Below are 26,448 nucleotides of genomic sequence, written 5' to 3'. Positions count from 1 at the left end.
AAATTACTAGTTGACTAGGAAAGGATGTTTCATTATGCCGCAAAAACTGATGCTTCGTGTCGACCCGCACGCCCCCCTTAATGTCAGTACTCAGGTTAAAGAGCAGTTAAAGTGGTTGATTGGTATTGGACAGATTGAACCATTCGATATGCTCCCTCCGGCCGGTGCGCTGGCGGATCTGCTGGGACTGAACCGCAACACCGTAAATCTGGTCTACAACCAGTTGAAGGATGAGGGGATCGTCTCGATGCATAAAGGCAAAGGAACGCAGGTATTGAACAACGCACAGGTAGAGGAGCTTAGAACTCGCAGAAAGATCATGCACGCGCTGGTAGAGCGAACGACGGAGGAGCTAAGCTCCGTTAACATCCCGGCGAGCGAGTTCTTTGCCGCATCCCTCGCCTATACACTGCTGCAGGAGCCTGTCCTGAACACGAAACAGCGTATTTTGTTCATCGAATGTAAGGAACATGATTTTCCCTTTTATCAGAAAGCGATTGAGCAAATAACGGGTGCGGAAGTGAAAACGGTATTTCTCGAGGACCTGTTGACGGGGACACAAGCCATATTCGACGCGCTGGAGTACTCAAACCTCATCGTCACGACTTTAAACCACGATACTGAAGTGAAGGCTTTGTGCAGCAAATATGACAAAAAAGTAACGGTCATTGGCGCCAGCGTGGAAACATCGGTCCTGCTCGATATTGCCCGGCTTGCACCAGGAAGTGGTATCAGCTTTGTTTGCTTGGGTAAGGCAGGTGCACAGTGGATGGCCAGCCGTATGAGAGAAGCCGGTATTGAGGGGGTTCATGCCAGCTTGGCTGGGCTGGATAATCGGGAGGACCTACTGCAGCGGATCGAGGAATCCGATCTGATCTATGCATCTGACGCCGCATATGAAGAGGTTCGAACCTTATCCCCAGGCAAAGTGAAGCTGTTTCCCATGACGCTGGAGAAGAGCAGCGAGAGCGTTCTGAGAGAGTTGGTCTGAATTCTTAACGCACGAAAACGCCCGCTGTTATAAACAGGGGGCGTTGTTGGGCTGGATATTTCTATCTGTGCCGAATGTTCAAACTTCTGGATTCCGGTATCACTAAATCCGATGCCCGTGTCGTTCCACGGGCATCGGATCGAAGGCCCAATTTCAGGCAAGCTTGCCGGCAATCCGCTTATAGGTCGCCTCGTCCGAGACCACATACAATCTGGCGTCCCGCGGAATCGACACATCGAGCTTGCGATTAATGCTGAGGTCGTTGCGGTCGGAGATAAGCGTCGCTCCTTGCCGCAGCAGATCCAAAAAGGCATCGCCGTAGGTGTTCCATGCAGGGTCCAATGCCACTTCGTAAATATCATCGCCATGCTGGCGGCTAAGCAGCTGCATCAGCACATCCGAGTTTCCTTCCTGCAGCGCCGCGCGTACGGCCAATCGGGACACGGCATCATGTGAGAGCACAAACTCGTTCACATGATTGTAGCGGAAATTCTGAACATGCTTCTCCTGCACAATCTCAACCGTGGTATGTACATTTGGCGCAATTCGTTCAATGCTGGATACGATCAACAGCGACTTGCCGTCCACGAGAGCCGATTCATCAATTCGGGCGTCCGCAAAGACAATGGCCGATTTGGCCTCCATGATGTTGGCTCTCATCAGCACGTCATCCGCTGCTGGATCGCCGCTTACAAAATGCACCTGTTCGAGATGCTCCACCGGATGACGGTTGAGCTCATCAATGAGAACAATATCTGATTCCGGTGCAAACAACAGGATCTCTTCAATAGCGGATTGTGCCTTTTTGCTCCAATTGATAATGATGACATGACCACTACCCTTAAAATTCAACCTGCCCGCTCCTCTCTGCCGCTGCATGCTTCCAAACGATTCAATCACCTTGCCGATCACCAAGCTGAGCAGCCCGATACCAAAGATATAGATAAATATCGTTAATATCTTGCCTGGAACGGTAGCTGCATAATAATCGCCATACCCTACGGTTGCCATCGTGGTAAGTACCCAATAAAAGGCGTTAAACCAATGGTGAAACGTTTCCGGCTCCAGCAGAAATGCCAGGGTCGAGCACAGCACCACAAACAGTACTACAATCACGCTGATCGTTGTTTTACGCAGACGCATCATTTTCAAAGATAATCTTAGAAAAAAGTGCACGTTCCTGCTCCTCTCCCGAAAATGGTGCTATTAGACCTAAATAATCAGGCTGCTGATTGCAAAGGCCGTACCGATAAACACCATCGCAAGCAGAATGCCGATCGCTACGTTCCCCTTTTGCAGATGCTCGGAAATTCGAATGCCCGGCGTAGCCAGCTCGAATACCCAATAGGCAGCAATCAAGCATACATACCCGACGGCAAACCACAGCATCATGTGCCAGATCGATGAATTCGTATATGCGGATATGCCCAGAATAATGGCCGTTGCCATAAACTTGCCGCCAAAAGCAAGGCCAACCGCGACATTGCCCTTCTTCAGCTCTTCCATGTCGTTAAACCGGGTCATCCAGCTGAAAATCAACATACCCAGCAATTGAAGCACGATAATGCAGATTACACTTACAACAATATTAATAACGACCGTCAATCCGCCCACCCCCGAAATTTTGCATAGGCCAAGTCGTAATCGGCGAAATCATGCACTTCCTCCAATACAACATCAACCCTGTCCTTCTTCTCCATTGCGGCATAACGCTTCTCATCGATCGGCTGCTTGATCCGATTGCCCGTCGGCAGCTCGATGACAGCAAAATGCCTGGTGTCTTTTTTATACGTTGTTTTATAAACCCCAACCAGCTTTACATCGGTTTTAACCGTGACTTTCAGGTTGGTTAAATCCGATTCCGCCGTTTTTTTGTCCTTAAACGACTTAATCGTCTGCCAAGACGATAATCGGATATCATTGCGCTGATTCGCATCCGTGGTAAGCTCCGCATCCATGAATTGAAGCGTCCAAATTTTGTCCCCGGTAGCATAGTTGTTATCGTTTGGCAGCAGCTCGTTGTCCGGCAGGACGGTCATATCGCCGCCAATCAAATCGCCAACGGTCCCTTCAATGATCCGGTAGTCCCAAGGCACGCGAGCAGAGGTTGAGGATACTTCCTCCGATCCGGTGTGGAATACCGTCGACCCATTGCCGGAGCATGCACTCAGCGCCAGGACCATGAGGGATAGGATCATTACCGCCAGGACAACCGGAGGTTTCCTCTTTCCCTTAGGAGCACCGCCATGCTGCCTTCTTTTTTGTTTCAACTGCATTTATTTCACTCCCATTGCGATAAAATGGCTGGAATTACCCGTAATCAAACCGCCCGCCCGTCCCAGCAAACCGCAAGGGATTCCGTTAAGGACGAACAATCCTGTCAGTAAATGAAATTCGCCTTCCGCCGTCTCGACGCGGGCCAGGTCTGCCCTCCGCTGATAGACCGTCGGAAACATGACACTTGTATCATACCCGTCCTGATCCTCTACCTCGAGTTGTCCGGCCTGGTCGTACAGCTTAACTGAACCACCCTCGCGGCCGAACATCGACTTTGATACAAAGTTGCCGGATAATACCGGTTTGTTGTATGTCGGCAGCATATAATTGACGATGGCTTCACGCTCTTTCTCGTCGAACAAAAGGCCCAGCTCGTACATCCCCCACATGGCGGCAAGCAGTCCTTTGGATTGCAGCAGAATGCTGTGCGGCGAGTTGAACAGCTGCAGCCGTCCTGTCTCGATGGCATAGGCAAGCGCATCTCCGCCATCATCGACGGACATCCATTCCTTCGGATATAGGGCAAACATCCGGTGAATCTCCCGGCCATCCCCGTCCTTCAGCATGCCTTCGTCCACCCACAGATCAAGACAATCCACCAGCCGGATATCCAGCCCGCTGTGCCGGACCAATGCTTCGATCGTCCCGGAGTCCTCTTTATGCTCGCCGTAAGCAATGCAGGCGGCCGTATCCGGACGCTCAACTCCCCACGCTTGTGCGACCAGCTCTTGCATCCGTTCGTTGGGAGAGAAGATGCCGGCCTGAGCGCACATCCACGGTGTGGCAATGGAAGCCTCAACATAGCCTGTCGGCGTGTCCGCATTCAGCTCCAGCAGCTTGATGCTGCCGTCATGGGCAATAGCAAAATCAAACCTGGCATACCGGCTGATCAATCCCTCCTCCGGCAGGGGACATTCGTCCAGCATCTGCCACAGGACGGGCGGAATGCCGATTAAACTGTATATATAATGATTGCGATGAATGTAACGGACGGTTTTGTCCAGCATGGCCCATAATAATGCAGCCGCTTCTTCCAGCTCACGATAGGTCTCTTGGCGTATGGTGACAAGCTGGTCTATCCAGTAGGCTTCCCCTTCCAAATCCGCCCAGGTAAAACCGAGCTCCGCGAGCTCCGTTACGCGTCCCTCCCGATTGGGGTCAGGCTGTCCCGATACGGTGAATACGCTGTCGTGACTCATCCTCCAAAACCGCCGGATCTGGAGCTGGATTTCGAACCCGACGAGCTGAACCCGCTGGAATTGCCGCCAATGCCCCCGGACTTCGACGACGTGGAGCGACGCGTAATCGTACCCGAAGATGACGTTGAGGTCTTAGGACGGACGTTGGAGTTCACCACCGGTTTGTTCTGGAACGTACCGCTTGAATAAGTGCGGGGTTTATATGGCTTGCCGTTATTCGCATAATAACCGCGATGATTGTTGTACCATCCGCTGGATGAATAATACGAACCATTGTTGAACAGCATGTGATAGAGCAGCAAATCATCCCAGCCGAAGCCGGAATTGTACCCGCCGTAGTTATTGACGACCGTTGTTCCGCCGCCCGAACCTGATCCTGCAGCGGCTCCTTCTACCGGCTCTTCCTGGAATTCCTTCTCGCTAGGAAACGGAATGTTCCAATCGACATTCTTGTCAAAATACTTCTTTACTTCTTCTGTTGACCAGGACACCAGTTGCGGCTCTTCGGATGAGGTAACCGCTTCCGAAGCGAGGTCTTTCGCTGCTGCGCCGGATACCAGAAATGCGTTTGCCAGCAAGGCGATGCCCAGCGAGCTCGACAAGACCCGAATCGGTTTGCCTTCCGGCGTCAGCCATTTGGATGCAGGCTGATCTTTTTTGTCTTTTTCATTACTCAAGATGGTTTCTCCTTTCGGACAGGATTAATCGTTCCGCATCGGAACGAGCAGAAGCTCAAGTTTACCCGTGTCTACACTTAATCTGCCTTCAATCGTTTCATATTCCCGGCCGCCAACAACGATATAATTCACATGCTCCAGTGCAGCAACCATGTTCATCGTCCATGACCGCTCTTCAATCTGAATCAGCTCACCGTCCGGCCTCTTTTCAAACAAAATGACGTTCATCCCATTATCCACTGTGTGTCTACCCCTTCCATCTAAGCAGTGAGTATTGATACGTGTTATATTCCGAATCGTTTCAAAAAATCTACGATGGGATATCGACGCTTGCCCAGCGATCTTTTCCAAAAGACGCAACCCATATAATAACACTGCTTCTGATTATTTACACCTGCGAATTACCATTAAAAAATTGATGAAAACGAACATTCTGGCCGCACAGTACCTGATTTTTTACGTTTTATTAGGTGTAGCATCAAATTTCATGATGATGATCTGTCTTGACATTGTCACTAGTGTCATACTTTAGAATCGGTATCATTCCAGTCCAGAAAGGGGTTTTACCGATGAATGCAAATCTTGATAGATCATCAAACGTTAACCATCTCCACGATGCGAAGGCAAACAGCTCCACCCTTCCTTCAGTAACCGTGATCGGATTAGGCTCCATGGGCTCCAAGCTGGCCCGCACCTTCTTGCACAGCGGATATGTCACCACAGTCTGGAACCGCACACCTGAAAAAGCCGCTGAGCTTGTAGGCTTAGGTGCCTCCGGCGCTACGGAAATCGCAGATGCCATCGCCGCCAGCCCCCTCTTGATTATATGCGTACTTGATTATGATGCCGCCCGCCATATTCTGGAACCCATGAAGGAGAAGCTTTCCGGCAAGGTTGTCGTAAATCTGACAACCGGTACTCCCGAAGAGGCCCGCACGATGGGGACATGGATGAGAAACCATGGCGCCGGGTATCTGGATGGCGGCATCATGGCCGTCCCTTCCTTGATCGCCACGCCCCATGCCGTTATCCTCTACAGCGGTTCGAAGACAGCTTACGATAATTATAAACAGGTATTGGACAGCTTAGGTACAAGTCACTATTTAGGTTCCGATCCTGCGCTTGCCCCACTGAATGACCTGGCACTGCTAAGCGGAATGTACGGTATGTTCGGGGGCTTTATCCATGCGGTGGCGCTTGTGGGCACCGAAGGCGTGAAGGCACTGGACTTCACGACGACGCTGCTGATGCCTTTTCTGCAAGCCATGATGTCCACCATGCCGGAGATGGCGAAGCAGATCGATTCCGGTGATTACTCCGCCAAGGATGCGAGCCTGGCGATGCAGGCCGCCCACGACACCATCGGGGAGGTTAGCAGGGTACAAGGCGTCAGCCCCGAGACATTCACACCGATCTTCGAGCTGATGAAACGCCGGGTGGAGGATGGACATGGAGGGGACGACTTCGCCAGCGTGATTGAACTGATCCGCAAGCGCCCATCGTCTTGATAGGCATAAATGAGCGATTAGCGGCATGGGGCTAGCATGCAACGAAGCATTACGCTTACTGACTAGTCTAAGGCGATACTTTTTGGCTCCTCACCTGCAAAAGAAGCATGGATCCTCCCGCGGGAACGATCCATGCTTCTTTTCCATTTCCATGCGCCCTTATTATTTAATCAATTCCCTGATCTCCTGAAAGTTATCGGCAAATCCGATAAATACCTTGTCACCAATAACGATCGTAGGTACAATCTGCTTTCCTGTCAGACGTCGTACTTCTTCCGGATATTCCGGGTTCTGTGTGCAATCATACTCCGTATACGGTACCTCCTGCTCCTTGAAGTAACGCTTGGCATGATGGCAGTCGCTGCAAGTGGGTATGGTATAGATTTTTAATGATTCTGTCATATCGATCACTCCTCAAGCGAAAATTATTTGATCTCAACAACAAAAGGCACGGTCATCACTTCACCCTGATGCTGAAATTGTCCCCAGATTTTGTAGATACCGCTGTGTGGGAAGGTAGTGGCGAATTCCGCATTGGGTCCTGTGCTCCGTTCGTCCAGGGGATGTACATGAATGTACTGCTCAGCGTCTTCGGACAGAATGACCACGTGCCCCACTGCGCCCAGGTAAGGCTCCAGATTGTTGATACCTTGCTTTGTCTTGGCATCCTGAATATGATAGGCGAGCACAACCTCTTCATTCGATAACGTATTGCTTAGGCTCAGTTCAATCTCCTTGCCGTTCACTTGTTTGATTAGGCTGGAATCCGGTTGAATCGCCGAAGATTCCCCTGCTTCTCCCTCAATCTGAACCCATTCGCTTAGCGTGGCCCCTGCAGCACCCTTAGGAACAAAATCTGCAAACAATTTATAGTCGCCGCCAGCCGGGAATGTCGTGTTCACGGTAAATACGCCATTCTCCTTGTAATCCGGATGAATATGCTCGAAGAAAGACAAATCGCGATTCACGATGATCAGATGCAGGAGCTTCTCATGATTGACATCAAAGTCCTGGACAGGTCCACCGTCTTGATCCGTAATTCGAATCGTCAGCTCGGATTCGGCGCCTGCTCTTACCGGTTCATTCCATGTAAACGCAGCGTTGTAATGATCTGAGGCCGTTTCATGCCCGCCAGCGTGTTCGCCATGCCCGTTCGTTTCATGGCTTTCACTTTCCTTTTCATGGTTCCCGCCATGGCCGCCCGCATCGGGGGCCAGCTTCGCGTTATCGCATGCTGTCAACAATCCAAAAGCAAGTATGCCCGTTAAGGTTAGTATGGTGCCCTTCCTATTCAACATGGGCTATCACTCCAATCATCGAATATACTGCAAGACGAATGATCTTCCGTCTATATATTTAGTATACCCCCCTATCCTATAATTAATCAACTTTTTTCTGTTCGCTCCATGCAAATAACACCATGCCGCCTGCATGGTGTTATCTTCCTCTTCATCATTATTACCCGAATGTTCGGATGCATTCCTTATCATTCAATGGGTGCAACCGATGATTTCATATATTTTTTTCATATCCACATGATTACGAACGACGTCCGCTACACGGTCAAATTCCGCGAATTTGCGCTCTACTGCTTTGAACGTTTCCATAATTGGAATAAGCCCCTTCTTCACCCGAATGCCATTCAGCCAGGATCTGCGAAAGTCATCATTGTCAAACAAGCCATGCAGATAGCAGCCCCATATGCGGCCATCCGAAGTAGCTGTCCCTTCAATATGCGGCTGAATATCTTCTTTCGTCTTTATAGCATCTGTGCAATCCGCTTCAATCGAAAAAAGCGGGCGGTGTCCTGAGCCGCCAGACAAGGCGCTCCATTCGCTCACGCCCATATGGATTTCATAGGCCGTAATCGACGAATCCGCCTCTGTATCCGAGACAACGAACCTCAGCGAATGTTCCTGTAACAACTTCCCTTTCACCCGAACGGTCCTTTTATGCTTTAAAAAGGAAGTCTGAATCGGCAGCAGGCCGAGCCCCTTCGCTTCCCGAACGCTCCCTTCGACCGCATGCGGATCCGACAGCTGCTCGCCCAGCATTTGATATCCTCCGCAGATGCCAACCAACTGCACATCCCGCTGCCGCGTCTGGCTCAAAATCGCATCGGCCAGCCCCCGATCCTGGAGGAATTCAAGGTCACTGATCGTATCCTTGGTGCCAGGCAAAATAATGACGTCCGGCATTCCAAGTTCATCCGCCGATTGGACGAAGCGAACGACAACGTCCGGTTCCATGCGCAGCGCATCAACATCCGTAAAGTTCGAAATACGCGGATACCGGATCACGACAATATCGAGGTCTCGTTGTTCCAGTCTTTGATTCTGAAGCTCATCCAGCACAACCGAATCCTCAGCCTCGATCCGCATGTCCTGAATATAAGGGAGTACGCCCAGCACGGGAATACCTGTCCGCTCTTCAAGCCAGTCCAGTCCCGGCTGAAGCAGCGCCAGATCCCCGCGGAATTTGTTAATGATAAATCCTTTGACCCTGGCCACCTCATGGGCCTCAAGCAGTTCAAGCGTACCTACTATGGAAGCGAACACACCTCCGCGATCGATATCGGCAACCAGAATAACCGGTGAATCCGCCCAGCCTGCCAAATTCATGTTAACAATGTCCCGGTCCTTAAGATTGATCTCCGCCGGACTTCCCGCCCCCTCCATAACAACGATGTCGTAGCTCTCCCGCAGTCGATCCAGTGCATCCAGCACAATCTCTTTAGCCTTCGGCAGGAACAGAGTCCGGTAATCCATCGCACTCATCTGCATTTGGGGTACGCCGTGGATCACGATTTGCGAATGCATGTCCTTTATCGGCTTGATCAGAATCGGATTCATGTCCGTCGTTGCGGCAATGCCGCAGGCTTCAGCCTGTACGCCCTGTGCTCGGCCGATCTCTTTGCCATCCAGGGTCACATAGGAATTAAGAGCCATATTTTGCGATTTGTATGGAGCCGTGCGATAACCATCCTGTAGAAATATGCGGCATAGCGCTGTTGTGACGATGCTTTTCCCTACATCCGAAGCGGTTCCCTGCAGCATGAGTACCGCTCCTTGCCTCTTCCTGATATTCATGGGTGTATCCCTTATGTATTCTGTTTCATTCATCTTCCTCACCCTTTTCCCTGACCTATACCGCTTGCTCATATCATTATAGCAAACCATCGCCAAAGGAGTCCTTCCGGATGAAATCCGGATAAATTCGCTTGAACTTTGTCAGGCCGAAATGTTAACTATATAGAATAGCAGTTTCGCATGTCCGTGCATGATTACCGAAAGGCGGAAACCCATCATGAAGCCTGAATTGAATGATAAGCAGATAACCGACATCTTCCCTTATTTGAAAGTCGTACCACCGGAAGAATGGATTCAAGCTAATCCGTTTACCAAACATTTTGAAGCCAAATCGAGAATCTTTCAACGAGAGGATGCCGCGATCTATGGCATGTTCCTCATCAGCGGATCGGCCCGTATCACGATCATCCACGAAGATGGCAACGAATCGGTATTAAACATCCTATCAGCCGGAGAAGTCTGCTCTCTCCTCGTACTTAGTGGGCTAAGCGGCCAGGACTATCCGGGCACTCTGATTGCCGAGTCCAAGGTCGAGGTCTTGTATGTGCTGAAAAACAGCTTCCTCCGCTGGCTGCAGGTGTATGAACCCATCCGCAGCGCTATTTTTGGCGGGCTGCTGGATGGAACACTGCGGATGGCAAACAAATTGCAGGAGAGACAGACATTACCGCTGGAGCAGCGCCTTGCCAGGACTCTGCTGCGCATCAGCTCGGATGAACATCCGCTGGTGCGCACAACCCACCAAGAGCTTGCGGATGACATTGGCTCCGTAAGAGAGGTCGTCTCCCGTACGCTGGGCCAGTTCCAAAAGAAAGGATGGCTGGAGACAGGAAGAGGCTGGGTGAAAATAATAAACCGAGCCTGTCTAACAGAAGCTGCTATGTGACCTAGTCACAGAGCAATGAAGTCCTCCCTGCTACATTGGTAATAGGCCTCACGCCTATATACCGTTAACCCAGGAGGAATTCAAAATGAACAACATGCTTCAACCCGGAGATTATGCTCCGTTATTCCAAAACGTAGATCCAAATGGAAATATGATTTCACTGGAAGCTTATCGCGGACGTAAATTACTTCTCGCTTTTTTTCGCAACGCTGCCTGTGCCCTATGCAATCTGAGGGTGCACCAGTTTATTCAGCGATATCCTCAGTGGCAGCAGCGTCATCTGGATGTCATTTGCGTTTTTGAATCACCGGACACAGCCCTTCAGCAGCATGTCGGTCAGCAAAATGCTCCGTTTCCTCTTATTGCCGATCCAAGTGCGGAGCTCTACTCTCTCTATGGGGTCGAGACCTCGGTAGCCAAGACACAAGCCACCTTAGCTCACCCGAATGTGCATCAGTTCACGGATGAAGCAGAAGCGGCAGGTTTCAAGCTGACGCCGGAAGAAGGTTCAAATTTCAATCGGATTCCGGCAGAGTTTGTGTTGGACGAGGACGGCATCATACGAATCGCGCATTACGGTTGCCTGATTACCGATCATCTGCCTTACGAAACCATTGAGCGTTATGCTGGCGGAACACAGCTTCCTAAGTTGGGCTGAGCCTGTCTTTTAGTCGTTTTCAGCAGTAAAAAGAACTCATAGCATGAGACATAGCAACAAGCCGATCCGGATGGATCGGCTTGTTTGCTGAAGCTATAACGATAAGGTCAAAGGCTGCCTTTGAATACTCTTAAGGGATAATATTTTCATAATGAGGGATATATTCATCCAATAATATACTTTTTTATCTAATATTGTATTATCTTGGATAGGTGACTAGAGTTGGTTAAGGGAGGAACTGATCGAATGATAATGCATTTCTCCAAGATTAGCAACATCTATAATCATGTCAAATGGTTTACGGATAACTTTGAATGGGTCCCCCTGCCCTTTCCCCGGATCGTTACGCTGACATTCCTGTTTTGGTTAGCGTTTACATTGTTGATCTTATTGCTCACATGCATCTTCCACGATCCGCTGGGGAAGATGCGGCCGGTCATGAAAGTTCATCAATGGCTGCACAGGCTAAGGCCCCATACCGAAGTCATCCTGCGCATTGGGCTGGCTATCGGCTTGGTGCTGCAGCTTCTGAGCGGCTCGTATCTGGCACCCGAGTTCAGAACCAATTCCATGTGGATTATCCTCGGTCTCTCCGCCGCATCAGCCTGCTTGCTCTATAAGCGCACATTGCCGGTGAGTGGTGCCATCCTATTCTTGCTCTATCTGCAAGCTTCATTAACCTACGGTATGTTTCATTCCATCGATTATTTGATATATCTCGGTATTGTGTATTATCTGTTTGTGAGCGGCACTCCAATAAAAAGAACGGCTGCCCCCGTCATGTACATATGCACGGGCATGTCCCTCGCTTGGCTTGCCATGGAAAAACTGACCATTCCCGAACTGGCTTGCTCTGTAATGGGCAGCTACGGGCTTCCTACCTTCGGTTTTACCATTGAGAATTTCGTCCTGATCACCGCGTTTATCGAAATAGGGCTGGCGTGGGCATTTATCGTGGGTATCATGAGCCGATTCACGGCCCTCCTGGTATCTGGCATTTTTATTATGACAAGCCTTGTATTCGGTTACAAGGAGGTCATAGGCCATACGATCATTCATACAGTACTGATCCTGTTCCTGATCGAAGGGACGGGGGAGCTTAGAACTCCATTTCAATTCCACCGCTCCGCGTTACTTCGCGGGTTATTTGTAAGCGTTAACTTTTGCCTCTTTCTATTCACTTTGATGGCGCTGTATATCTGGATGGGCAATACGTTATGACTTGCTCTGGATCCGTTGGCCATGATTCCGAAGCTCTACCACCGCTTTGGTCTCATGTGCCCTAACGACTGCATCCAGCACCTCTTGATTCCGGTACCCGTCCATAAATCCAGGGATCCCGTCGGCAGGCGTTCCCCGTAATAGCCCGGCAAAATCGGCATACTGCTTGACTTTGCAATGCTGCGGCACCTCCATTGTCGTTCTGGCGAGCTGCCCGGGCTCTTCTTCACGAATCCATACCACCCGTTCCGGATCCAATGTGCTGGCGTGGACCGTGCCGTCGTCGCCGTAAATGGATACTTCATGCTGATTGCCTGAACCGAAGGCATTGCGCGACGTCTGGAACACGCCCATCATGCCATCTATCATCCGTGCCTGGAAGCTGGCAAAATCATCGACTTCGATCTTGGCCATCGCTCCCGATACCGGGTCCCTGCGTTCCGGAATGATGGTATGCAGTTGGGCCGTAATTTCTTCAAATTCACCAAACAGAAATCGGGCCATATCGATCATATGCGATCCCAGATCTCCGAGCGTTCCCGTTCCCGTGACGGCTTTGTTATATCTCCACATGTAGGGAACCTGCTGGCTCGGTACGCCAAACCCTTGCAAATACTGAATGGAGAAGTGACGGATCGTCCCGAGTTTGCCCGTTCGGACAAGTTCCCTGGCATAACGAAAAGCCGGCGTGTAACGGTATGTAAAGCCTATCATGGCCTGAACCGGCTGTTTCTCGTAGAGCTCCAGCAACGGGATTGCTTCTTCGAACACCCGCGTAAATGGTTTTTCCGCCAAAAAAGGTTTGCCCGCTTGCAGGCATGCTCTAATAATATCCGCGTGCACGTTGTTAGGCGTAACCGAAATGACGGCATCGACGTCCGGATCTTCAATTAAATCCTTAAAATCTGCATATCGCTTGCCATCCTCAATTCCCAGCTGATCGCCTACTCGGGCCACCGCTTCTCCATTGACGTCGCTCACGGCCACGAACTGATAGACATTCTCTGCATTCATCCAGCGGATGTGCTCCTGCGCCATCCCGCCCAATCCAATTAATCCGATTCGAAATTGATTCATCATCGATACCCTCCTTGTATATATATCTTATCTCTCACTGGTATTGATTATGCCGTTCGGATATATGCTGGCTACCAGGTCATTATGTCTCTCATGCCGATATTCATTCCACACCGTGACTTATGTTTCGCATGGTTGCCTCCTGTGCTCCTTCCATTTCGTTTCACTCAAGTTTATTCATCACTTCGAATGCGGATCATACTTACGATCCCTGTTGCCCCCAGATTTTTTTGTATTTTGTTATAAGGTGAAAATCCGGGGACAAAGGGGACCGCTTCGCTTCTCCTGTATGATTCCGCCTTCTCCGTTGAAGTCTCTAAAAACCTATTGAATTCAAACCAAACCCCATCCCGCGAAACCACGCTGCCCCGCAGCATTTCGATCTGCGGGGCAGCTCATGACGATTGCCGTCAATCCCTATTTGACACTGATATACCGCTGATAGGCTTCCTTGCGGATTTGTACCAGCCGCTCCAGTCCCATATCGTTCAGCTTTTTAACGTACGCGTCCCATTCCGCATCGATATTGCCTTCGGATATCCACTTCGCGCGGGTCGTGCCGACATAACCATCGATATCCGTTGTCAGCGTAGGCAGCTCCTGGAATTCTTCGGCGCTGTACATGACGTTCGGGAACGGCATCGTTACGTAATCGCTGCCCAGCTTGTCGATGACCAGCTTCAAGCCGTCGCCCGTGGTCTCATCCAGAATGATGTTTTTCTCGAAGCTCGGGCTTACGTACTTCGGTCCAAAATCCCTTACGGATTGCTCCCAATACCAGGCATCCGCACTCGTTCCCTCCGGCGGACTCATCAGCGTAAACGTTCCGTCGTCGTTCTTCTGAATCACCGTGCCGATGGCTCCCCAGAAATTTTGGATGCTCGCTTCATTGGTATAGAACTGGTCCGCCCAACGAGCCGAAATTTCCGGGTACTTGTTCGACGTGGTAATGAGGAATTCGTTTCTGCGGAGGCTCATGCCCTGCGGCTCGCCGCCCTGATACCTTTTCCCATCAGGTCCGGCGATGGACGGAATCGCAATATATTGATCCTTCCACTTCCCGAACACCGCGTCCGGCACCCATTGATTTGAGAAGCCGATCAGCGCCGCATCCGGGTTCTGATGCTTCGCCGTGGACATGGTGCTGTCCTGCGTAAAGATCTCTTGGTCTATGAGGCCCTCGGCGTACAGCTTATGCGCCCACTTGATCGCTTCTTTATAATTCTCCGTCACCGGGTAGAACACGGGCTCGTTATTGATGACCATCATGCTGTTTCCGTTGATGTCCGTGATACCGAACGGGTTCAACAGATCGATGCTGATATTCCCCGATCCGCTGACCGGAATTTCGTCGGCCTTGCCGTTGCCGTTCGGATCTCCTTCTTTGAACGCTTTGAATACCTCGTACAGCTCGTCTGTGTTGTCCGGAATATCAAGGCCGAGCTGATCAAGCCATGTTTTGTTAATAATCGGCTGGATCGATGCTTTCGGCCTTGACGGCAGCCGCGCCGGCAAAGAGTAGATTTTACCATCCGGGAATGTGCTCATCTTCTTCATTTCGGGTGTTTCTTCCAATGCCGCTTTCAGGTTTGGCATGTATTGATCGATATAGTCGTCGAGCGGGCGGAAATAAGACAGGTTGTTCACGATGTCGGAATCGCTGAATACGATATCACCGAAAATAATATCCGGCAGCGTACCGCTCGCCAGCATGATCGACTTTTGTTCGCCCCAATCATTGGAGGACATGATTTGCCAATTGATTTTGACATTCGTCTCCTTCTCCAAATCCTTAAGCCACTGGTTCTGAAGGAACGTATCCCCCATGTTGCCCCAGCGAACGGTCAGCACGTCCAGCGTTATCGGCTCATTGACAATCGGCAGACCTTCTTTGTTAAACGCGGCTTCGGCATCCGTCTTGACGTCCTCCTTCTTGCCGCCGCTGCAGCCCGCCAGGCTCAACAGCAGAATTGCGGCCAGCATGATGACGCCAGTCAGTTTGAAGCGATGTCTCCTCTTTGCATGGTTTGTCCCCATTCAACCATTCCCCCAATTATTATTTTTAATAGATCCATCCGGCTTTACGACTTCACGGCTCCGATCATCACCCCCTGATTGAAATACTTCTGTACAAACGGGTAGATGCACATGATCGGCACCGTTGCGACGATAATGACTGCATAACGCATAATATTGGCGAGTCGCAGCGCAATGGCCGCGGCTTCTCCGGTACCCATGGCGGACTGCATCTGGTTGGTGACCAGAATATTTCGCAGGATGAGCTGCAGCGGGTACAGGTTCGTATCTTTTAAATAGATCAGGGCATTGAAATAGGAGTTCCAATGACCCACGGCCGTCCACAAGGCAATGACCGAGATGACCGCTTTCGAAAGCGGAATCACGATGGTCACGAAATATCTCAGATTTCCGCAGCCATCAAGCTGGGCCGCCTCCCATAAATCCTCCGGAATGCTGCTCTGGAAAAAAGTCCGTGCCACAATGATGTTAAAGGCGGCAACCGAAAACGGCAGCACCATAACAAGAAACGTATCGTACAGCTGAAAATCGCGGATCGTCATAAAAGTCGGAATCAAACCGCCATTAAAAAACATCGTAAAAATAAAGAGCAGCGATATATACTTGCGGCCTACGAGGTCTTTTCGCGAGAGCGCGTAGGCAGCGGAAATGTTAACCACCAAGCCGATGGCGGTACCTACAATCGTATAAACAATCGTATTTCGGTACCCAATCCATATATTAGAGTGCTTCAGCAATTCTTGATAGCCTGCCAGCGTAAAGTCCTTGGGCCACAGCCATACCTGCCCATTCGCAACCGCGGCCGGCTCGCTGAACGAAGCAATGATGATGAAGTACAGCGGGTAAATCAACACGATCAGCATCAAGACAGCGAATACATACAGGCCGATCTCCAGCACCCTGTCGGAAGATCGCGTATTCCTCCGCCTTGGCGCTGTCTTCTCTCTTATTTCCACAACGCCCATAGAACCCTTCCTCTCTTGTGTTACCACAAACTGTTTTCGCTGTATTTTTTCGAAATCTGGTTAACCAGAATCAACAAAACAAAATTAATGATTGTATTAAACAGACTGATCGCCGACGAGAAGCTGTATTGGCTGCTCAGCATCCCGATTTTGTACACATAGGTGGAGATGACCTCGCTGGAGGTAATATTGAGACTGTTTTGCATAAGGTAAACCTTCTCGAAGCCAACGCCAAGCAAGCTGCCGACCCGCAATATAAGCAGGGTTACGACCGTAGGCATCAGCATCGGGATATCGATAAACCGGATTTTCTGCCACCGGCTTGCCCCGTCCATCGTAGCCGCTTCGTACAAGCTGGGGCTCACGGCGGATAACGCCGCGATATAGATAATGCTGTCCCAGCCCGTATGCTGCCACACATCCGACCACACGTACACGCTGCTGAACAAGCCGGCCGATCCCATCAGATTCGGCGCTTCGGCACCAAAGAGCCGGAAAATATTCCCGATCAATCCCGAGCCTGGAGAGAACAGAATCAGCATGAGTCCCACCATCACGACCGTGGATATAAAATGCGGCATATAGGTTACCGTCTGGAAGAAACGCTTGAACCCATTCTGGCGCATTTGATTAACCATCAGTGCAAGCATGATCGGAATCGGGAACGTCGCAACGCTGTATAAGCTGATTACAAGCGTGTTGGTGATCGTGGTCGAGAATTGATAAGAGTTAAAAAATTTCTCGAAATACTTTAGACCCGCCCATGGACTATCCATAATGCCGAGAGCGGGACTGTAGTCCTTGAATGCGATGAGGATGCCGTACATCGGTACGTAAGAAAACAACAGAACCAGCACAACCGCAGGCAGCAGCAGCAAATACAGGCCCCAGTTCTTTTGGATCCGCCCGAGGGTTGGGTGCGTGGTTCTATTCAGTTGGCCTGCTTTCAAATCGATTCCCCTTTCTGTTCGTGTCGTCAATGAATCCGGCATGTCGCGTAAGCAATTTCATTATACTTCCGCCCGGAATCGTTATTTGGACTTCATCATGCGCTATTCGGACCTTCGCCTTATCCCCCTTCAAGGAATCCTCGAGTCCCTATGGGAAGCATGCCATTATCCGGACTTTACGATGTGGTATCCGGACTTTATGATAAATGCCCGAGCCTTCACTCCTGCTTTTTTCGCGATTTCCATTTATAATGTTTTTACCACTATAAAAACGCTTTCACATGGAGGCGGACTGAAAGGAACCACGGCATCCGTATGGTTAAAGCACTGAATAACAAGCCTTATCCCATCCGTCACTATGTGAAAATCATGCTCTTTATCTCGATCTTTGCCCTTGTAGTGGATCTGGTGATCAGCTTCGCCTCCATCTTCATCGTAAAGCAGCAATCCACCCGATATTTGCAGGATACGGCGAATCTGTACATCCGGCAGATCAATCATGACTTCTCCTACATCAACCACTATATGGGCTGGACACTCGCGAATGATGAGAGCGTTGAGATGTTGGATACCCCCGGCACCGATTACGTGGATTATATTAAATCGAACGAAAGAGTGCATAAACAGTTTAACGAGCTTCAGAAAAACTACGGCCAGGAATACAACTTCTTCTTCTATTTAAAGGAACAGGACTTCTTCCAGAACTATGGACCTATGTCCCTGTCATATACAGAGTTCCTGGAACTTAAGGAACAGATCGTATCCCTCACGGATTCCAAAAACGTATACGAAACGTTCTACTCCTACTGGAACCCGATTCTTGTTGAGGACACCCATTACATCATCAACATCGTTCCTTACCACAACCGGTATCTGATCTGCCTCATCTCCGCCGACGATCTGATCCGGCCGCTCCAGCAGCTGGATTTGGGCGAGGACGGTTACGTCTCTCTGGTGAATGCTCAGGGGGCAGCCCTTACGAGCCCGGGTACAGACACGATGGATGCCAACAGACTTCAAGGAGCCAAGGCATCCCTGCTGAGCCTGTCCCAGCCGCGGACTACGGTCACGGAGGGATTCTCGAACGCCTCCTTCAACGTGCAGCTGGTGATCCAATTCGGCATATTTGAAACGATCATGATCGCCCAGCTTCTCATTATGCTGCTATTTGTTGTACTGACGTGCACGCTCAGCGTGGTTATGCTGTATTTCAAGAAGAAGGTGTTAAAGCCGATTCAGAATTTCTCTGAAAATGTAAGGCGCATTCATGAGGACAGCGAGAACCTGGATTTCATGAGCAGCGAGATCATCGAGCTTGAGCAGGTCAACTCCCAATTCAAACATCTGATCGAACAGATCAAGAAGTTTAAAATCGATATTTACGAGCAGCAGCTGGATAAGCAGAGAATACAGCTGGATTATATGAAGCTGCAGATTAACCCCCATTTTTTCCTGAACTGCTTGACGAACATCTACAGCATGGCACAAATGCAGATGTTTAAAGAAATCGAATATATGTCGCTGTCCACATCCAAATACTTTCGTTACATCTTTCAAAGCGGAGATAATGTCGTACGGCTGGAAGATGAAATCGAGCATGTCCGCATTTACCTGGAGATTCAGAAGCACCGCTACCGTGATGCCTTTTCATATCGCATTGATGTTGAAGAGGAGCTTACCGGTCTCACCATTCCGCCCCTCGTGTTACAGACCTTTATCGAAAACGCGGTAAAATACGCTGTTTCCCGGGATCAAGAGCTGCAAATTCGATTGGCCGTGAGCCTGCGAATGGAAGGGGAGAAACCTTCTATGGTCATCCGGATATCCGATACTGGACCCGGGTTTCCCGCAGAAGTATTGGAAACATTGGCCGCGGGCAAACCGCTTGATCAAAGCGAAGGAAAACACATCGGAATCATGAACACCCTTCAGCGGCTGGAGCTGCTCTATCATCGCCGGGCGAATGTGGAATTTTCAAACCCGGAGGAAGGCGGCGCTTGCGTCACATTAACGATTCCACAGCCCATCCAGGAACGGAGAGGAGAAATTCAATGAACATATTGCTAGTGGATGATGATTATTTTGTCGTGGCCGCGCTGGAGAAGAAAATCGATTGGAAGGCACTTTCGATCGAACAGGTCTATACCGCTTACAGCGTTGCGCAGGCAAGGGATATTTTGCAGCAGCATTCGGTCCAGATCCTCATCTGCGATATCGAAATGCCGCAAGGCAGCGGGCTCGAGCTTCTCGCCTGGATTCGCGAGGAACAATACAGCATTCAGACGATATTTCTGACGAATTACGCTGATTTCAACTATGCGCAGAAAGCCATTGAGCTGCAAAGCTTTGACTATTTTCTGAAGCCGATCGAATTCGATAAGCTCAGCCTCATCATTTCCAAAGCCGCCTATAAAGCAAAGGAACAGCAAAGCGATCAGGAAGCGATCCAGGACGGACAGCTGTGGAAAAAAAATCAAAAAAAGCTTCAGGAGCATTTTTGGAGCAAGCTGATCAAAGAAAGGAAAGCTTCTTCGGACCGGGCCGCCATCGCAGGATATATCGCGGAGCAGAATTTGTCCTATAAGATGTCGGATCTATTTCTTCCTGTGCTCATCACCATTTTTCCGTATGATCAAAGTTTGGGTAAAGAAGACAAGGATCTGTTTGACTATGCGTTTCTCAACGTGCTGTCCGAATTGTTCCAGGACCCGCTCTTCACGGTTGAAGCCGCTATGGAATATAAGGATTACAATTGGATGGTCATGCTGAAATGGAATCATCCTCCTGATTCCCGCGTCATGGAAAACATCTGCACGTCGTTCATTGAAAAAGCCAATCAATTCCTTCGGAGCGATGCTTCTTGCAGCGTATCGATTTCGGTGGCGTTGGAGGAAATCAACAAGTCCGTTCGGATTCTGCTGCAAATGAATGAGGATATGATCAAGAAACGGAATCAGATTATTTTTCTGGAACACCATTCCCTGCAAGAAGTCGCGTACACCCCTCCCCCGCTGCAGGACTGGGAAGCGCTTCTCAGCGGGAACGATCCGGCTGGATTTCTGGTTGAAACCCGCAAATACTTGCAAAACCTAGCCAGGAATGGCATCTACAACGCCTCGGTGCTGCGTTTATTCCGCTTGGATATCGTGCAGTTGGTCTATTCCTATCTGAAGGGGAAAGAAATCCAGGCACATAAGCTGTATACCGGCAAAACCAATGACCAGTTGTTCCTGCAATCACTGAACTCGATTGAAGATATGGAGAAATATACGGAGTATCTCGTCAGCACGGCAGCAGAATATCATGCCTACGCCGACCATTCGCATACCGTGGTGGAGGAGATTAAGCATTATATTCATTGCCATTACGGGGATGAGCTTACGCGTACGAGCCTGGCTGAACTCGTCTACCTCAGCCCGGATTATTTGGCCCGCGTGTTCAAGAAGGAAACGGGCGTGTCTTTGGGTACATACATCATTCAGTCCCGCATCAAGGCGGCCAAGCATCTGCTGGAGACGACACCATTGTCGGTGTACCAGATTGCGGCTAGGGTGGGATACGCCAACTATTCCTATTTCTCCAAGCTGTTCAAGCAGGATACGGGCTGGTCGCCCAGCGATTACAGGCGGGTGCTGCAAGCCGGGAGCAGCGGAAAGATCGATCACGCGAAATAACATTACACTTTCGACTTAGGCATTGAGCATGAGCTGTCCGCAACCACATCTTGAAAATAAAAAGTACCGCAGCCTCAAGCTTCATCTGCTTGGCACCGCGGTACTTTTTCTATAATAAGAATGAGAGCTAATCGATATAGATTACGCAGGGTAAATATCGAAATCCTTCAGCGTTTCTCCCGTCCGGGCCGATTCAAATACGGCTTCGATCAGGTTCAGAACGCGCAGCACTTCCTCGTTCTTCACAATCGGCTCAGCCTCGCCTTGAATCACGGCCGCAAAGTTATCGAAGAAGCTGCTGGATTGACGGTATGGTTCCGGCAGAGCTCCCGTAATGGTAGCTTCTTCGGAAGGAGGCGCCATCGTTTTGGTCAAGCCTACCCCGGCTTGAATTGGCTTCGGCTCCACTTTCACGGCATCCTGGTTCCGGGTAACCACTCTTCCGTTTAACGACCAATCCTCAATAATGCCGGTCCCCTCGGTTCCTTTGACGTACCAGCGAGGCAGCGTTATGAAATTGGTCGTTCCCACTTCAATCAGAACGGATACGCCGTTCTCGAATTCAATGACCGATTCAAAGCCGTCATCCACCTCATCACCGAGAATAAAGCTTAAGCGGCTGCTCAGGCTCGTAATCCGGCTGTCCACCATGAACAGGACCTGGTCAAGAAGATGCACGCCCCAGTCCAGCAGCATGCCGCCGCCGTGCGCTTCCAGATGGCGCCAGTCGCCCGGAATGCCGTTCGCCCCGTGAACCCTGGATTCGATACGGAACAAATCGCCAATCGTCTTTTCGTTGTACATTTGCTTAATCGTCAGGAAATCCTCATCCCAGCGGCGATTCTGGTGAACCATCAGCACCCGGCCGGCAGCATCGGCCGCGGACACCATCTCTTTAAAGTCACTGACGGACAATGTTACCGGCTTCTCGCAGATGACATGCTTGCCGGCATTAAACGCCTGCAGTGCCAGTTCCTTGTGCACGTCATTAGGCGTAGCAATGAGCACCACGTCAACCGCAGCATCGTTTAGAACCTGCTCGTAACTCTCATAGGCAGGATACCCGTCCTGCTGGGATACTTCCCGGCGATCTTTCAAAATATCGAAGGTTCCCGTAACCTCGAGATATGCATTGTCCTTAATCAGCTTGGCGTGGTAGCTGCCCATTCCGCCATAACCCACGATCACGATCGCATGTTTTCTTTTCTCCATCGTCATAGTTACATAGCTCCTTTATCACATCTAAGCAGTAAACGCATACACATCCATTATAATATCATATGCGAAATAACTGTCCTCTTTTAACGATATTGTATTCCCGCCGTTATCGCAAGGCTGTGAGTTACTTCGCAGCCCGGAAGAAATCAGCAAATTATGTCCCGAAAAAAAGCGTTACCCTGCTTCTATCGCAAAAGGTAACGCTTCTTGATCTTGCTGGATTACTCCTTCACTACCAATTTCAGCGGCGCGGCGATATTCTTCTCCACCTCTTTGCCTTGCAGCACGTCTTTCGCTGCACCGACGGCAAGCTGACCGATCAGCTCCGGCTGCTGGGCTACGGTAGCCGTCAGGTTGCCGGCTTCGATGGACTTCAGCGCATCGTCGTTTCCGTCAAAGCCGATGACCATGATGTCTTTGCCCGAGCTTTGGATCGCTTCGATTGCGCCCAGGGCCATTTCGTCATTGTGGGCAAAAATCGCTTTGGCGTCCGGATTTCCTTGAAGCAGATTTTCCGTGACGGTGAGACCCTTCGTCCGGTCAAAATCCGCTGCCTGCTTCGCAACCACGTTCAGCTGCTCATCTGCGATATCATGGAAGCCCTTGCCGCGTTCGCGGGTCGCGGAAGCACCCGGAACGCCTTCGAGCTCGATGACCTTCGTATCTTTGCCCAGCTGATCCACGATGTACTCGGCTGCCATCTGACCGCCCTTGACGTTATCAGAGGCAACCAGCGCAGCAACCTCGCCTTGATCTGCGGAACGGTCGAGTGTAATGACCGGAATGCCCAAGCTGTTTGCCGTTTGCACTACGGTTGAAATCGCGGACGAGTCCGTCGGGTTAATCAGCAGTGCATTGACGCCCTGTTGAATCAGGTCGTCGACGTCGTTGCTCTGCTTGGCCGAGTCATTCTGTGCGTCTACGACAACGACCTCCATTCCTTGCTTGGTCGCTTCGGCGACGACGCCATCCTTCAGGGATACAAAGAACGGGTTATTCAAGGTCGAGATGGAAAGACCGATTTTGATGTCTTTGACATCGCCGCTAGCCTTGGGCTTTGCCCATTCCGGCGGCTCCAGAGAACAGCCTGTTATGAAGATCAGCATAAGCGATACGAGCAGCAAAGTTGTTTTTTTCATCGTTCATTCTCCCCCTTAAGCCGATTTTCTACGGTCGAGCAGTACGGCAATCGCAATCACGACGCCTTTGACAACCATCTGATAGAAAGAGTTCACACCGAGCAGGTTGAGCCCGTTGTTCAGTATGCCTATGATCAGCACACCGATTAACGTACCGACAATCCGGCCGCGACCGCCGGTCAGACTCGTACCGCCGAGAACAACGGCTGCGATGGCATCCAATTCATAGGACGTACCCGCTGTCGGCTGTGCCGAATTCAAACGTGAGGTCAGAATCGCGCCCGCCAGCGCGGACAGCATCCCTGCCAGGGAGTAGATCATAATCTTGACACGCGGTACTTTAATACCGGATACAAGCGATGCTTTTTCGTTACCGCCGATGGCATACGTTTTTCGGCCAAACGACGTTTTATGCAGGATGACCCATAGCACCGCAAACGTGATGATCATCGTGATGGCCGGCACCGGAATGCCCAGCAGGTATCCGCGGCCGAACAATTGAAATACAAGGCTGTCGCCGAGACCCGTAATCGGGTTACCGTTCGTATAAACGAGCGTAAGGCCTCGGAATATCGTCATGGTAGCCAGGGTGGCGATAAACGGCGCCATTTTCCCCTTGGTAATCATGAGACCATTGATCATCCCCATGACACCGCCAAGCGCAACGCCGATGATAATCGATAGGATCGGGTCAAACCCGGCCACCATCATATTGGCGACAAATGCGCTGGACAGCGCGAGAATCGAACCGACCGACAGGTCAATGCCGCCTGTCAGGATTACAAACGTCATACCGAATGCAATCAATGCATTAATCGATACCTGACGCAGCAGGTTCAGAATGTTAAGCGGTTCCAAGAAGCTTGGATTTAGGACGGATACGATAACGATAAGAATGATCAGTCCGAGCAGCGGACCGAGCTTTTGCGTCAAACCTGAGACCTTAAACCCTTTTTCCGCCTTGGCATCGTTAATAGTTGTCATATTACTGACCTCCTGTAGCTAGAGTCATGATGTGTTCCTGCGTGGCTTGTTCGCGATCCAATTCACCGGAAATTCTGCCTTCGTGAACAACGAGAATCCGGTCGCTCATTCCGAGCACCTCCGGCAGCTCCGACGACACCATCAGAATCGCCACGCCCCGTTCGGTCAGCTCATTCATCAACTGATAAATTTCCCGCTTTGCACCAACGTCCACGCCGCGTGTCGGCTCATCCAGGATGAGCACGCTCGGCCCAATGCCGATCCACTTGGCAATAACGACCTTCTGTTGGTTACCACCAGACAGATTGCGTGCCAGCGTCTCGGATGTATGCGTCTTGATCTGCAACCGCTTCGTCAACGTATCCACGAAATCCTGTTCCTTCTTCCCGGAGATGAACCCTCTGGAAGAGAAGCTGAACAGATTGGGCAGCGCCATATTTTCGCGGACCGAGAAATCCAGGACCAACCCTTCATCCTTGCGGTCCTCTGTGATGAATCCAATGCCGTGTTTCACGGCATCATCCGGCTTCTTGATCGCAACTTTCTTTCCGCGTACCCAGATTTCGCCGCTATCCAGCGGGTCCAATCCGAAGATCGCTCTCATCATCTCGGTGCGCCCAGCCCCCATCAGACCGGATACGCCAACGATTTCGCCAGCACGTACCGAGAAGCTCACATTCTCGAACCGGCCTTTGCTGCTAATATTCTTCACTTCCAGCACAGGCTCGCCCGGAGAGGGATGGCGTGCCGGATATCGCTCGGTCAGCTCCCGGCCGACCATCTTTTTGACGACTTCATCAAAGTCCGTGTCCGGAATAGCTTTGGTATCGACGGATTTACCATCCCGCATGACCGTAATCCGGTCGCAGATCGTAAAGATCTCCTCCATCCGGTGAGAGATGTAGACGATGGATACGCCTTGTTTTTTCAATGAACGAATGACGTCAAACAGCTTCTCGATTTCCCTTTCGGTCAGCGCGGCCGTCGGCTCGTCCATAATGATGACTTTTGCTTGGGTCATGAGCGCCTTGGCGATCTCAATCATCTGCTGCTGGCCGACGGAGCATTCCCCCGCCTCCTGCGTAAGTGGTATCGTCACCGCCAGTTTGCCGAACTGTTCCTTCGCAAGCGCCTTCATTTGCTTCATGTTGAGGAAACCCAGGCCGGATGTCATCTCCTTGCCGATAAACAAGTTATCCAGAACCGTCATCTCCGGCCAGATGTTAAGTTCTTGATGGATGAAAGCAACGCCTCTCTCTTCCGCTTCCTTCGGATTAGCAAAATAAGTTTCCTTGCCGTCGATGACAATCTTGCCCTCATCCCGGCTGTGAAGACCGGTTAATATATTCATCAGCGTCGATTTACCCGCGCCGTTCTCACCCATCAGGGCGTGAACCTCTCCTTCCCGGAGATCAAAGTCCACGCCTGCCAGCACCCGGTTCGTGCCAAAGGATTTATGGATATTCGTCATCTCAATGTTCATGGTGCTTCCTCCTTTTTAACCGAAATGAACACCGGCCTGCAAAATGCAGTTCGCATAGGGCTTGGCTTCTCCTGTACGGATAACCGCCTTGGCGTTTTGCGTCCGTGCTTTGAACAACTCGTGCGAGCAAGCCTCAATCTCGCAATCCTGAAAGTTCTCCTGTATATAGTGCAGTGTTTCCTTATTATCAAGCTTCATTTCTTCAGCAATCACGATTTTTTCAATCACCATATCGTCGGCGATCGCCTCCACCACCTCGGTAAAGCTTGGCGTCCCCAGCGTGAGGGCCAGGTCGATCTTCGGAACGCCTGGGGGAATGGGAAGGCCAACGTCACCAACAACGATGGTATCGGTGTGTCCCAGATCAGCCAGAACTTTCGCAATGTGACTGTTCAGCATTCCGCTCTTCTTCATA

25 protein-coding genes are annotated in these 26,448 nt (G+C 50.5%); 7 read left to right on the top strand and 18 right to left on the bottom strand.

The genetic code is table 11. The annotated features are described in order from the left end of the window. Window positions 1-34: 34 nt before the first annotated feature. Window positions 35-991 carry a GntR family transcriptional regulator gene (locus AK95_RS31070; protein WP_071223780.1) on the top strand — a complete coding sequence of 319 codons (957 nt, stop codon included), beginning with the start codon at window positions 35-37 and terminating at the stop codon, window positions 989-991. A gap of 153 nt (window positions 992-1,144) precedes the next feature. On the opposite strand, the gene AK95_RS31065 is transcribed toward AK95_RS31070, so the two are convergent. From AK95_RS31065 to AK95_RS31040, 6 genes are read right to left on the bottom strand one after another with little or no spacing between them, the layout of a single operon-like run. Next, window positions 1,145-2,167, bottom strand: coding sequence for a potassium channel family protein (locus AK95_RS31065; RefSeq protein WP_071223778.1), 1,023 nt, complete (start codon window positions 2,165-2,167; stop codon window positions 1,145-1,147). Between the two features lie 36 nt (window positions 2,168-2,203). Further along, window positions 2,204-2,596 carry a DUF350 domain-containing protein gene (locus tag AK95_RS31060; protein WP_071223777.1) on the bottom strand — a complete coding sequence of 131 codons (393 nt, stop codon included), beginning with the start codon at window positions 2,594-2,596 and terminating at the stop codon, window positions 2,204-2,206. Continuing rightward, window positions 2,593-3,267 (bottom strand): hypothetical protein, encoded by a 675-nt coding sequence (locus AK95_RS31055; RefSeq protein ID WP_071223775.1) that lies wholly within the window; start codon window positions 3,265-3,267, stop codon window positions 2,593-2,595. The genes AK95_RS31060 and AK95_RS31055 overlap by 4 nt, the downstream gene beginning before the upstream one ends. Then, window positions 3,268-4,467 (bottom strand): glutathionylspermidine synthase family protein, encoded by a 1,200-nt coding sequence (locus tag AK95_RS31050; RefSeq protein WP_071223773.1) that lies wholly within the window; start codon window positions 4,465-4,467, stop codon window positions 3,268-3,270. Then, entirely contained in the window at window positions 4,464-5,144 is a 681-nt protein-coding gene (locus AK95_RS31045) for a hypothetical protein (protein ID WP_071223771.1), read from the bottom strand. Before AK95_RS31045 ends, AK95_RS31050 begins: the two co-directional genes overlap by 4 nt. A gap of 24 nt (window positions 5,145-5,168) precedes the next feature. After that, window positions 5,169-5,384 (bottom strand): hypothetical protein, encoded by a 216-nt coding sequence (locus tag AK95_RS31040; protein WP_162487678.1) that lies wholly within the window; start codon window positions 5,382-5,384, stop codon window positions 5,169-5,171. Window positions 5,385-5,713: 329 nt separating this feature from the next. Between AK95_RS31040 and AK95_RS31035 the strand changes: the two genes are divergently transcribed. Beyond that, complete coding sequence (locus AK95_RS31035) at window positions 5,714-6,652, top strand: NAD(P)-dependent oxidoreductase (RefSeq protein WP_074961988.1); 939 nt, start codon at window positions 5,714-5,716, stop codon at window positions 6,650-6,652. A 162-nt stretch (window positions 6,653-6,814) separates the two neighbouring features. Here AK95_RS31035 and AK95_RS31030 read toward each other — a convergent pair whose 3' ends face one another. From AK95_RS31030 to AK95_RS31020, 3 genes are all read right to left on the bottom strand, one after another. Next, on the bottom strand, window positions 6,815-7,054 hold the full coding sequence (locus tag AK95_RS31030; RefSeq protein ID WP_071223769.1) for a glutaredoxin family protein: 240 nt from the start codon (window positions 7,052-7,054) through the stop codon (window positions 6,815-6,817). A gap of 23 nt (window positions 7,055-7,077) precedes the next feature. Beyond that, a complete protein-coding gene (locus tag AK95_RS31025) occupies window positions 7,078-7,950 on the bottom strand; it encodes a hypothetical protein (RefSeq protein WP_071223767.1) in 873 nt (290 codons plus the stop codon). Between the two features lie 192 nt (window positions 7,951-8,142). Further along, the gene (locus tag AK95_RS31020; protein WP_071223971.1) at window positions 8,143-9,741 is read right to left on the bottom strand and encodes a cobyric acid synthase; all 1,599 of its coding nucleotides are present in this window, start codon (window positions 9,739-9,741) and stop codon (window positions 8,143-8,145) included. 217 nt (window positions 9,742-9,958) lie between these two features. Between AK95_RS31020 and AK95_RS31015 the strand changes: the two genes are divergently transcribed. The 3 genes from AK95_RS31015 to AK95_RS31005 all read left to right on the top strand — a co-directional run bounded on the left by AK95_RS31015 (window position 9,959) and on the right by AK95_RS31005 (window position 12,506). After that, on the top strand, window positions 9,959-10,627 hold the full coding sequence (locus AK95_RS31015; protein ID WP_071223765.1) for a Crp/Fnr family transcriptional regulator: 669 nt from the start codon (window positions 9,959-9,961) through the stop codon (window positions 10,625-10,627). Between the two features lie 85 nt (window positions 10,628-10,712). Beyond that, complete coding sequence (locus tag AK95_RS31010; protein ID WP_083397780.1) at window positions 10,713-11,285, top strand: redoxin domain-containing protein; 573 nt, start codon at window positions 10,713-10,715, stop codon at window positions 11,283-11,285. 246 nt (window positions 11,286-11,531) lie between these two features. Continuing rightward, complete coding sequence (locus tag AK95_RS31005) at window positions 11,532-12,506, top strand: hypothetical protein (protein WP_083397779.1); 975 nt, start codon at window positions 11,532-11,534, stop codon at window positions 12,504-12,506. Here AK95_RS31005 and AK95_RS31000 read toward each other — a convergent pair. From AK95_RS31000 to AK95_RS30985, 4 genes are all read right to left on the bottom strand, one after another. Beyond that, on the bottom strand, window positions 12,501-13,583 hold the full coding sequence (locus AK95_RS31000) for a Gfo/Idh/MocA family protein (RefSeq protein ID WP_071223965.1): 1,083 nt from the start codon (window positions 13,581-13,583) through the stop codon (window positions 12,501-12,503). The genes AK95_RS31005 and AK95_RS31000 overlap by 6 nt on opposite strands. Window positions 13,584-14,000: 417 nt before the next feature. Further along, window positions 14,001-15,620, bottom strand: a complete 1,620-nt coding sequence (locus AK95_RS30995) for an extracellular solute-binding protein (protein WP_071223764.1) — start codon at window positions 15,618-15,620, stop codon at window positions 14,001-14,003. Between the two features lie 44 nt (window positions 15,621-15,664). Then, window positions 15,665-16,585, bottom strand: coding sequence for a carbohydrate ABC transporter permease (locus AK95_RS30990; RefSeq protein ID WP_071223762.1), 921 nt, complete (start codon window positions 16,583-16,585; stop codon window positions 15,665-15,667). A 20-nt stretch (window positions 16,586-16,605) separates the two neighbouring features. After that, the gene (locus AK95_RS30985; protein WP_071223760.1) at window positions 16,606-17,535 is read right to left on the bottom strand and encodes an ABC transporter permease; all 930 of its coding nucleotides are present in this window, start codon (window positions 17,533-17,535) and stop codon (window positions 16,606-16,608) included. 315 nt (window positions 17,536-17,850) lie between these two features. Between AK95_RS30985 and AK95_RS30975 the strand changes: the two genes are divergently transcribed. After that, window positions 17,851-19,590 (top strand): sensor histidine kinase, encoded by a 1,740-nt coding sequence (locus AK95_RS30975; RefSeq protein WP_071223756.1) that lies wholly within the window; start codon window positions 17,851-17,853, stop codon window positions 19,588-19,590. Then, window positions 19,587-21,209, top strand: coding sequence for a response regulator (locus AK95_RS30970; protein WP_071223754.1), 1,623 nt, complete (start codon window positions 19,587-19,589; stop codon window positions 21,207-21,209). Before AK95_RS30975 ends, AK95_RS30970 begins: the two co-directional genes overlap by 4 nt. A 141-nt stretch (window positions 21,210-21,350) precedes the next feature. Here AK95_RS30970 and AK95_RS30965 read toward each other — a convergent pair whose 3' ends face one another. The 5 genes from AK95_RS30965 to rbsD all read right to left on the bottom strand — a co-directional run bounded on the left by AK95_RS30965 (window position 21,351) and on the right by rbsD (window position 26,447). Further along, window positions 21,351-22,427 carry a Gfo/Idh/MocA family protein gene (locus AK95_RS30965; RefSeq protein ID WP_071223751.1) on the bottom strand — a complete coding sequence of 359 codons (1,077 nt, stop codon included), beginning with the start codon at window positions 22,425-22,427 and terminating at the stop codon, window positions 21,351-21,353. A 221-nt stretch (window positions 22,428-22,648) separates the two neighbouring features. Next, complete coding sequence (gene rbsB, locus AK95_RS30960; protein WP_071223750.1) at window positions 22,649-23,566, bottom strand: ribose ABC transporter substrate-binding protein RbsB; 918 nt, start codon at window positions 23,564-23,566, stop codon at window positions 22,649-22,651. Window positions 23,567-23,581: 15 nt separating this feature from the next. Continuing rightward, entirely contained in the window at window positions 23,582-24,550 is a 969-nt protein-coding gene (gene rbsC, locus AK95_RS30955; protein WP_009592570.1) for a ribose ABC transporter permease RbsC, read from the bottom strand. Window position 24,551: 1 nt separating this feature from the next. Further along, window positions 24,552-26,033 carry a sugar ABC transporter ATP-binding protein gene (locus AK95_RS30950; RefSeq protein WP_071223749.1) on the bottom strand — a complete coding sequence of 494 codons (1,482 nt, stop codon included), beginning with the start codon at window positions 26,031-26,033 and terminating at the stop codon, window positions 24,552-24,554. A gap of 15 nt (window positions 26,034-26,048) precedes the next feature. Further along, window positions 26,049-26,447: a D-ribose pyranase gene (gene rbsD, locus AK95_RS30945; RefSeq protein WP_071223748.1), complete on the bottom strand. Its 399-nt coding sequence runs from the start codon at window positions 26,445-26,447 to the stop codon at window positions 26,049-26,051. Between the last annotated feature and the right edge of the window lies 1 nt (window position 26,448).

The sequence above is a fragment of the Paenibacillus sp. LC231 genome (assembly GCF_001860525.1).
Taxonomy (GTDB): domain Bacteria; phylum Bacillota; class Bacilli; order Paenibacillales; family Paenibacillaceae; genus Paenibacillus_AQ.
This window is presented reverse-complemented; position numbering and strand designations above follow the sequence as displayed.

What these genes read in the sequence shown, in the direction of transcription:
- AK95_RS31070 (WP_071223780.1), top strand. Translation starts at nt 35, where the DNA reads ATGCCGCAAAAACTGATGCTTCGTGTCGACCCGCACGCCCCCCTTAAT.
- AK95_RS31055 (WP_071223775.1), bottom strand. Translation starts at nt 3,267, where the DNA reads ATGCAGTTGAAACAAAAAAGAAGGCAGCATGGCGGTGCTCCTAAGGGA.
- AK95_RS31050 (WP_071223773.1), bottom strand. Translation starts at nt 4,467, where the DNA reads ATGAGTCACGACAGCGTATTCACCGTATCGGGACAGCCTGACCCCAAT.
- AK95_RS31035 (WP_074961988.1), top strand. Translation starts at nt 5,714, where the DNA reads ATGAATGCAAATCTTGATAGATCATCAAACGTTAACCATCTCCACGAT.
- AK95_RS31030 (WP_071223769.1), bottom strand. Translation starts at nt 7,054, where the DNA reads ATGACAGAATCATTAAAAATCTATACCATACCCACTTGCAGCGACTGC.
- AK95_RS31025 (WP_071223767.1), bottom strand. Translation starts at nt 7,950, where the DNA reads ATGTTGAATAGGAAGGGCACCATACTAACCTTAACGGGCATACTTGCT.
- AK95_RS31020 (WP_071223971.1), bottom strand. Translation starts at nt 9,741, where the DNA reads ATGAATATCAGGAAGAGGCAAGGAGCGGTACTCATGCTGCAGGGAACC.
- AK95_RS31015 (WP_071223765.1), top strand. Translation starts at nt 9,959, where the DNA reads ATGAAGCCTGAATTGAATGATAAGCAGATAACCGACATCTTCCCTTAT.
- AK95_RS31010 (WP_083397780.1), top strand. Translation starts at nt 10,713, where the DNA reads ATGAACAACATGCTTCAACCCGGAGATTATGCTCCGTTATTCCAAAAC.
- AK95_RS31005 (WP_083397779.1), top strand. Translation starts at nt 11,532, where the DNA reads ATGATAATGCATTTCTCCAAGATTAGCAACATCTATAATCATGTCAAA.
- AK95_RS31000 (WP_071223965.1), bottom strand. Translation starts at nt 13,583, where the DNA reads ATGAATCAATTTCGAATCGGATTAATTGGATTGGGCGGGATGGCGCAG.
- AK95_RS30995 (WP_071223764.1), bottom strand. Translation starts at nt 15,620, where the DNA reads ATGGGGACAAACCATGCAAAGAGGAGACATCGCTTCAAACTGACTGGC.
- AK95_RS30990 (WP_071223762.1), bottom strand. Translation starts at nt 16,585, where the DNA reads ATGGGCGTTGTGGAAATAAGAGAGAAGACAGCGCCAAGGCGGAGGAAT.
- AK95_RS30975 (WP_071223756.1), top strand. Translation starts at nt 17,851, where the DNA reads ATGGTTAAAGCACTGAATAACAAGCCTTATCCCATCCGTCACTATGTG.
- AK95_RS30970 (WP_071223754.1), top strand. Translation starts at nt 19,587, where the DNA reads ATGAACATATTGCTAGTGGATGATGATTATTTTGTCGTGGCCGCGCTG.
- AK95_RS30965 (WP_071223751.1), bottom strand. Translation starts at nt 22,427, where the DNA reads ATGACGATGGAGAAAAGAAAACATGCGATCGTGATCGTGGGTTATGGC.
- rbsB (WP_071223750.1), bottom strand. Translation starts at nt 23,566, where the DNA reads ATGAAAAAAACAACTTTGCTGCTCGTATCGCTTATGCTGATCTTCATA.
- rbsC (WP_009592570.1), bottom strand. Translation starts at nt 24,550, where the DNA reads ATGACAACTATTAACGATGCCAAGGCGGAAAAAGGGTTTAAGGTCTCA.
- AK95_RS30950 (WP_071223749.1), bottom strand. Translation starts at nt 26,033, where the DNA reads ATGAACATTGAGATGACGAATATCCATAAATCCTTTGGCACGAACCGG.
- rbsD (WP_071223748.1), bottom strand. Translation starts at nt 26,447, where the DNA reads ATGAAGAAGAGCGGAATGCTGAACAGTCACATTGCGAAAGTTCTGGCT.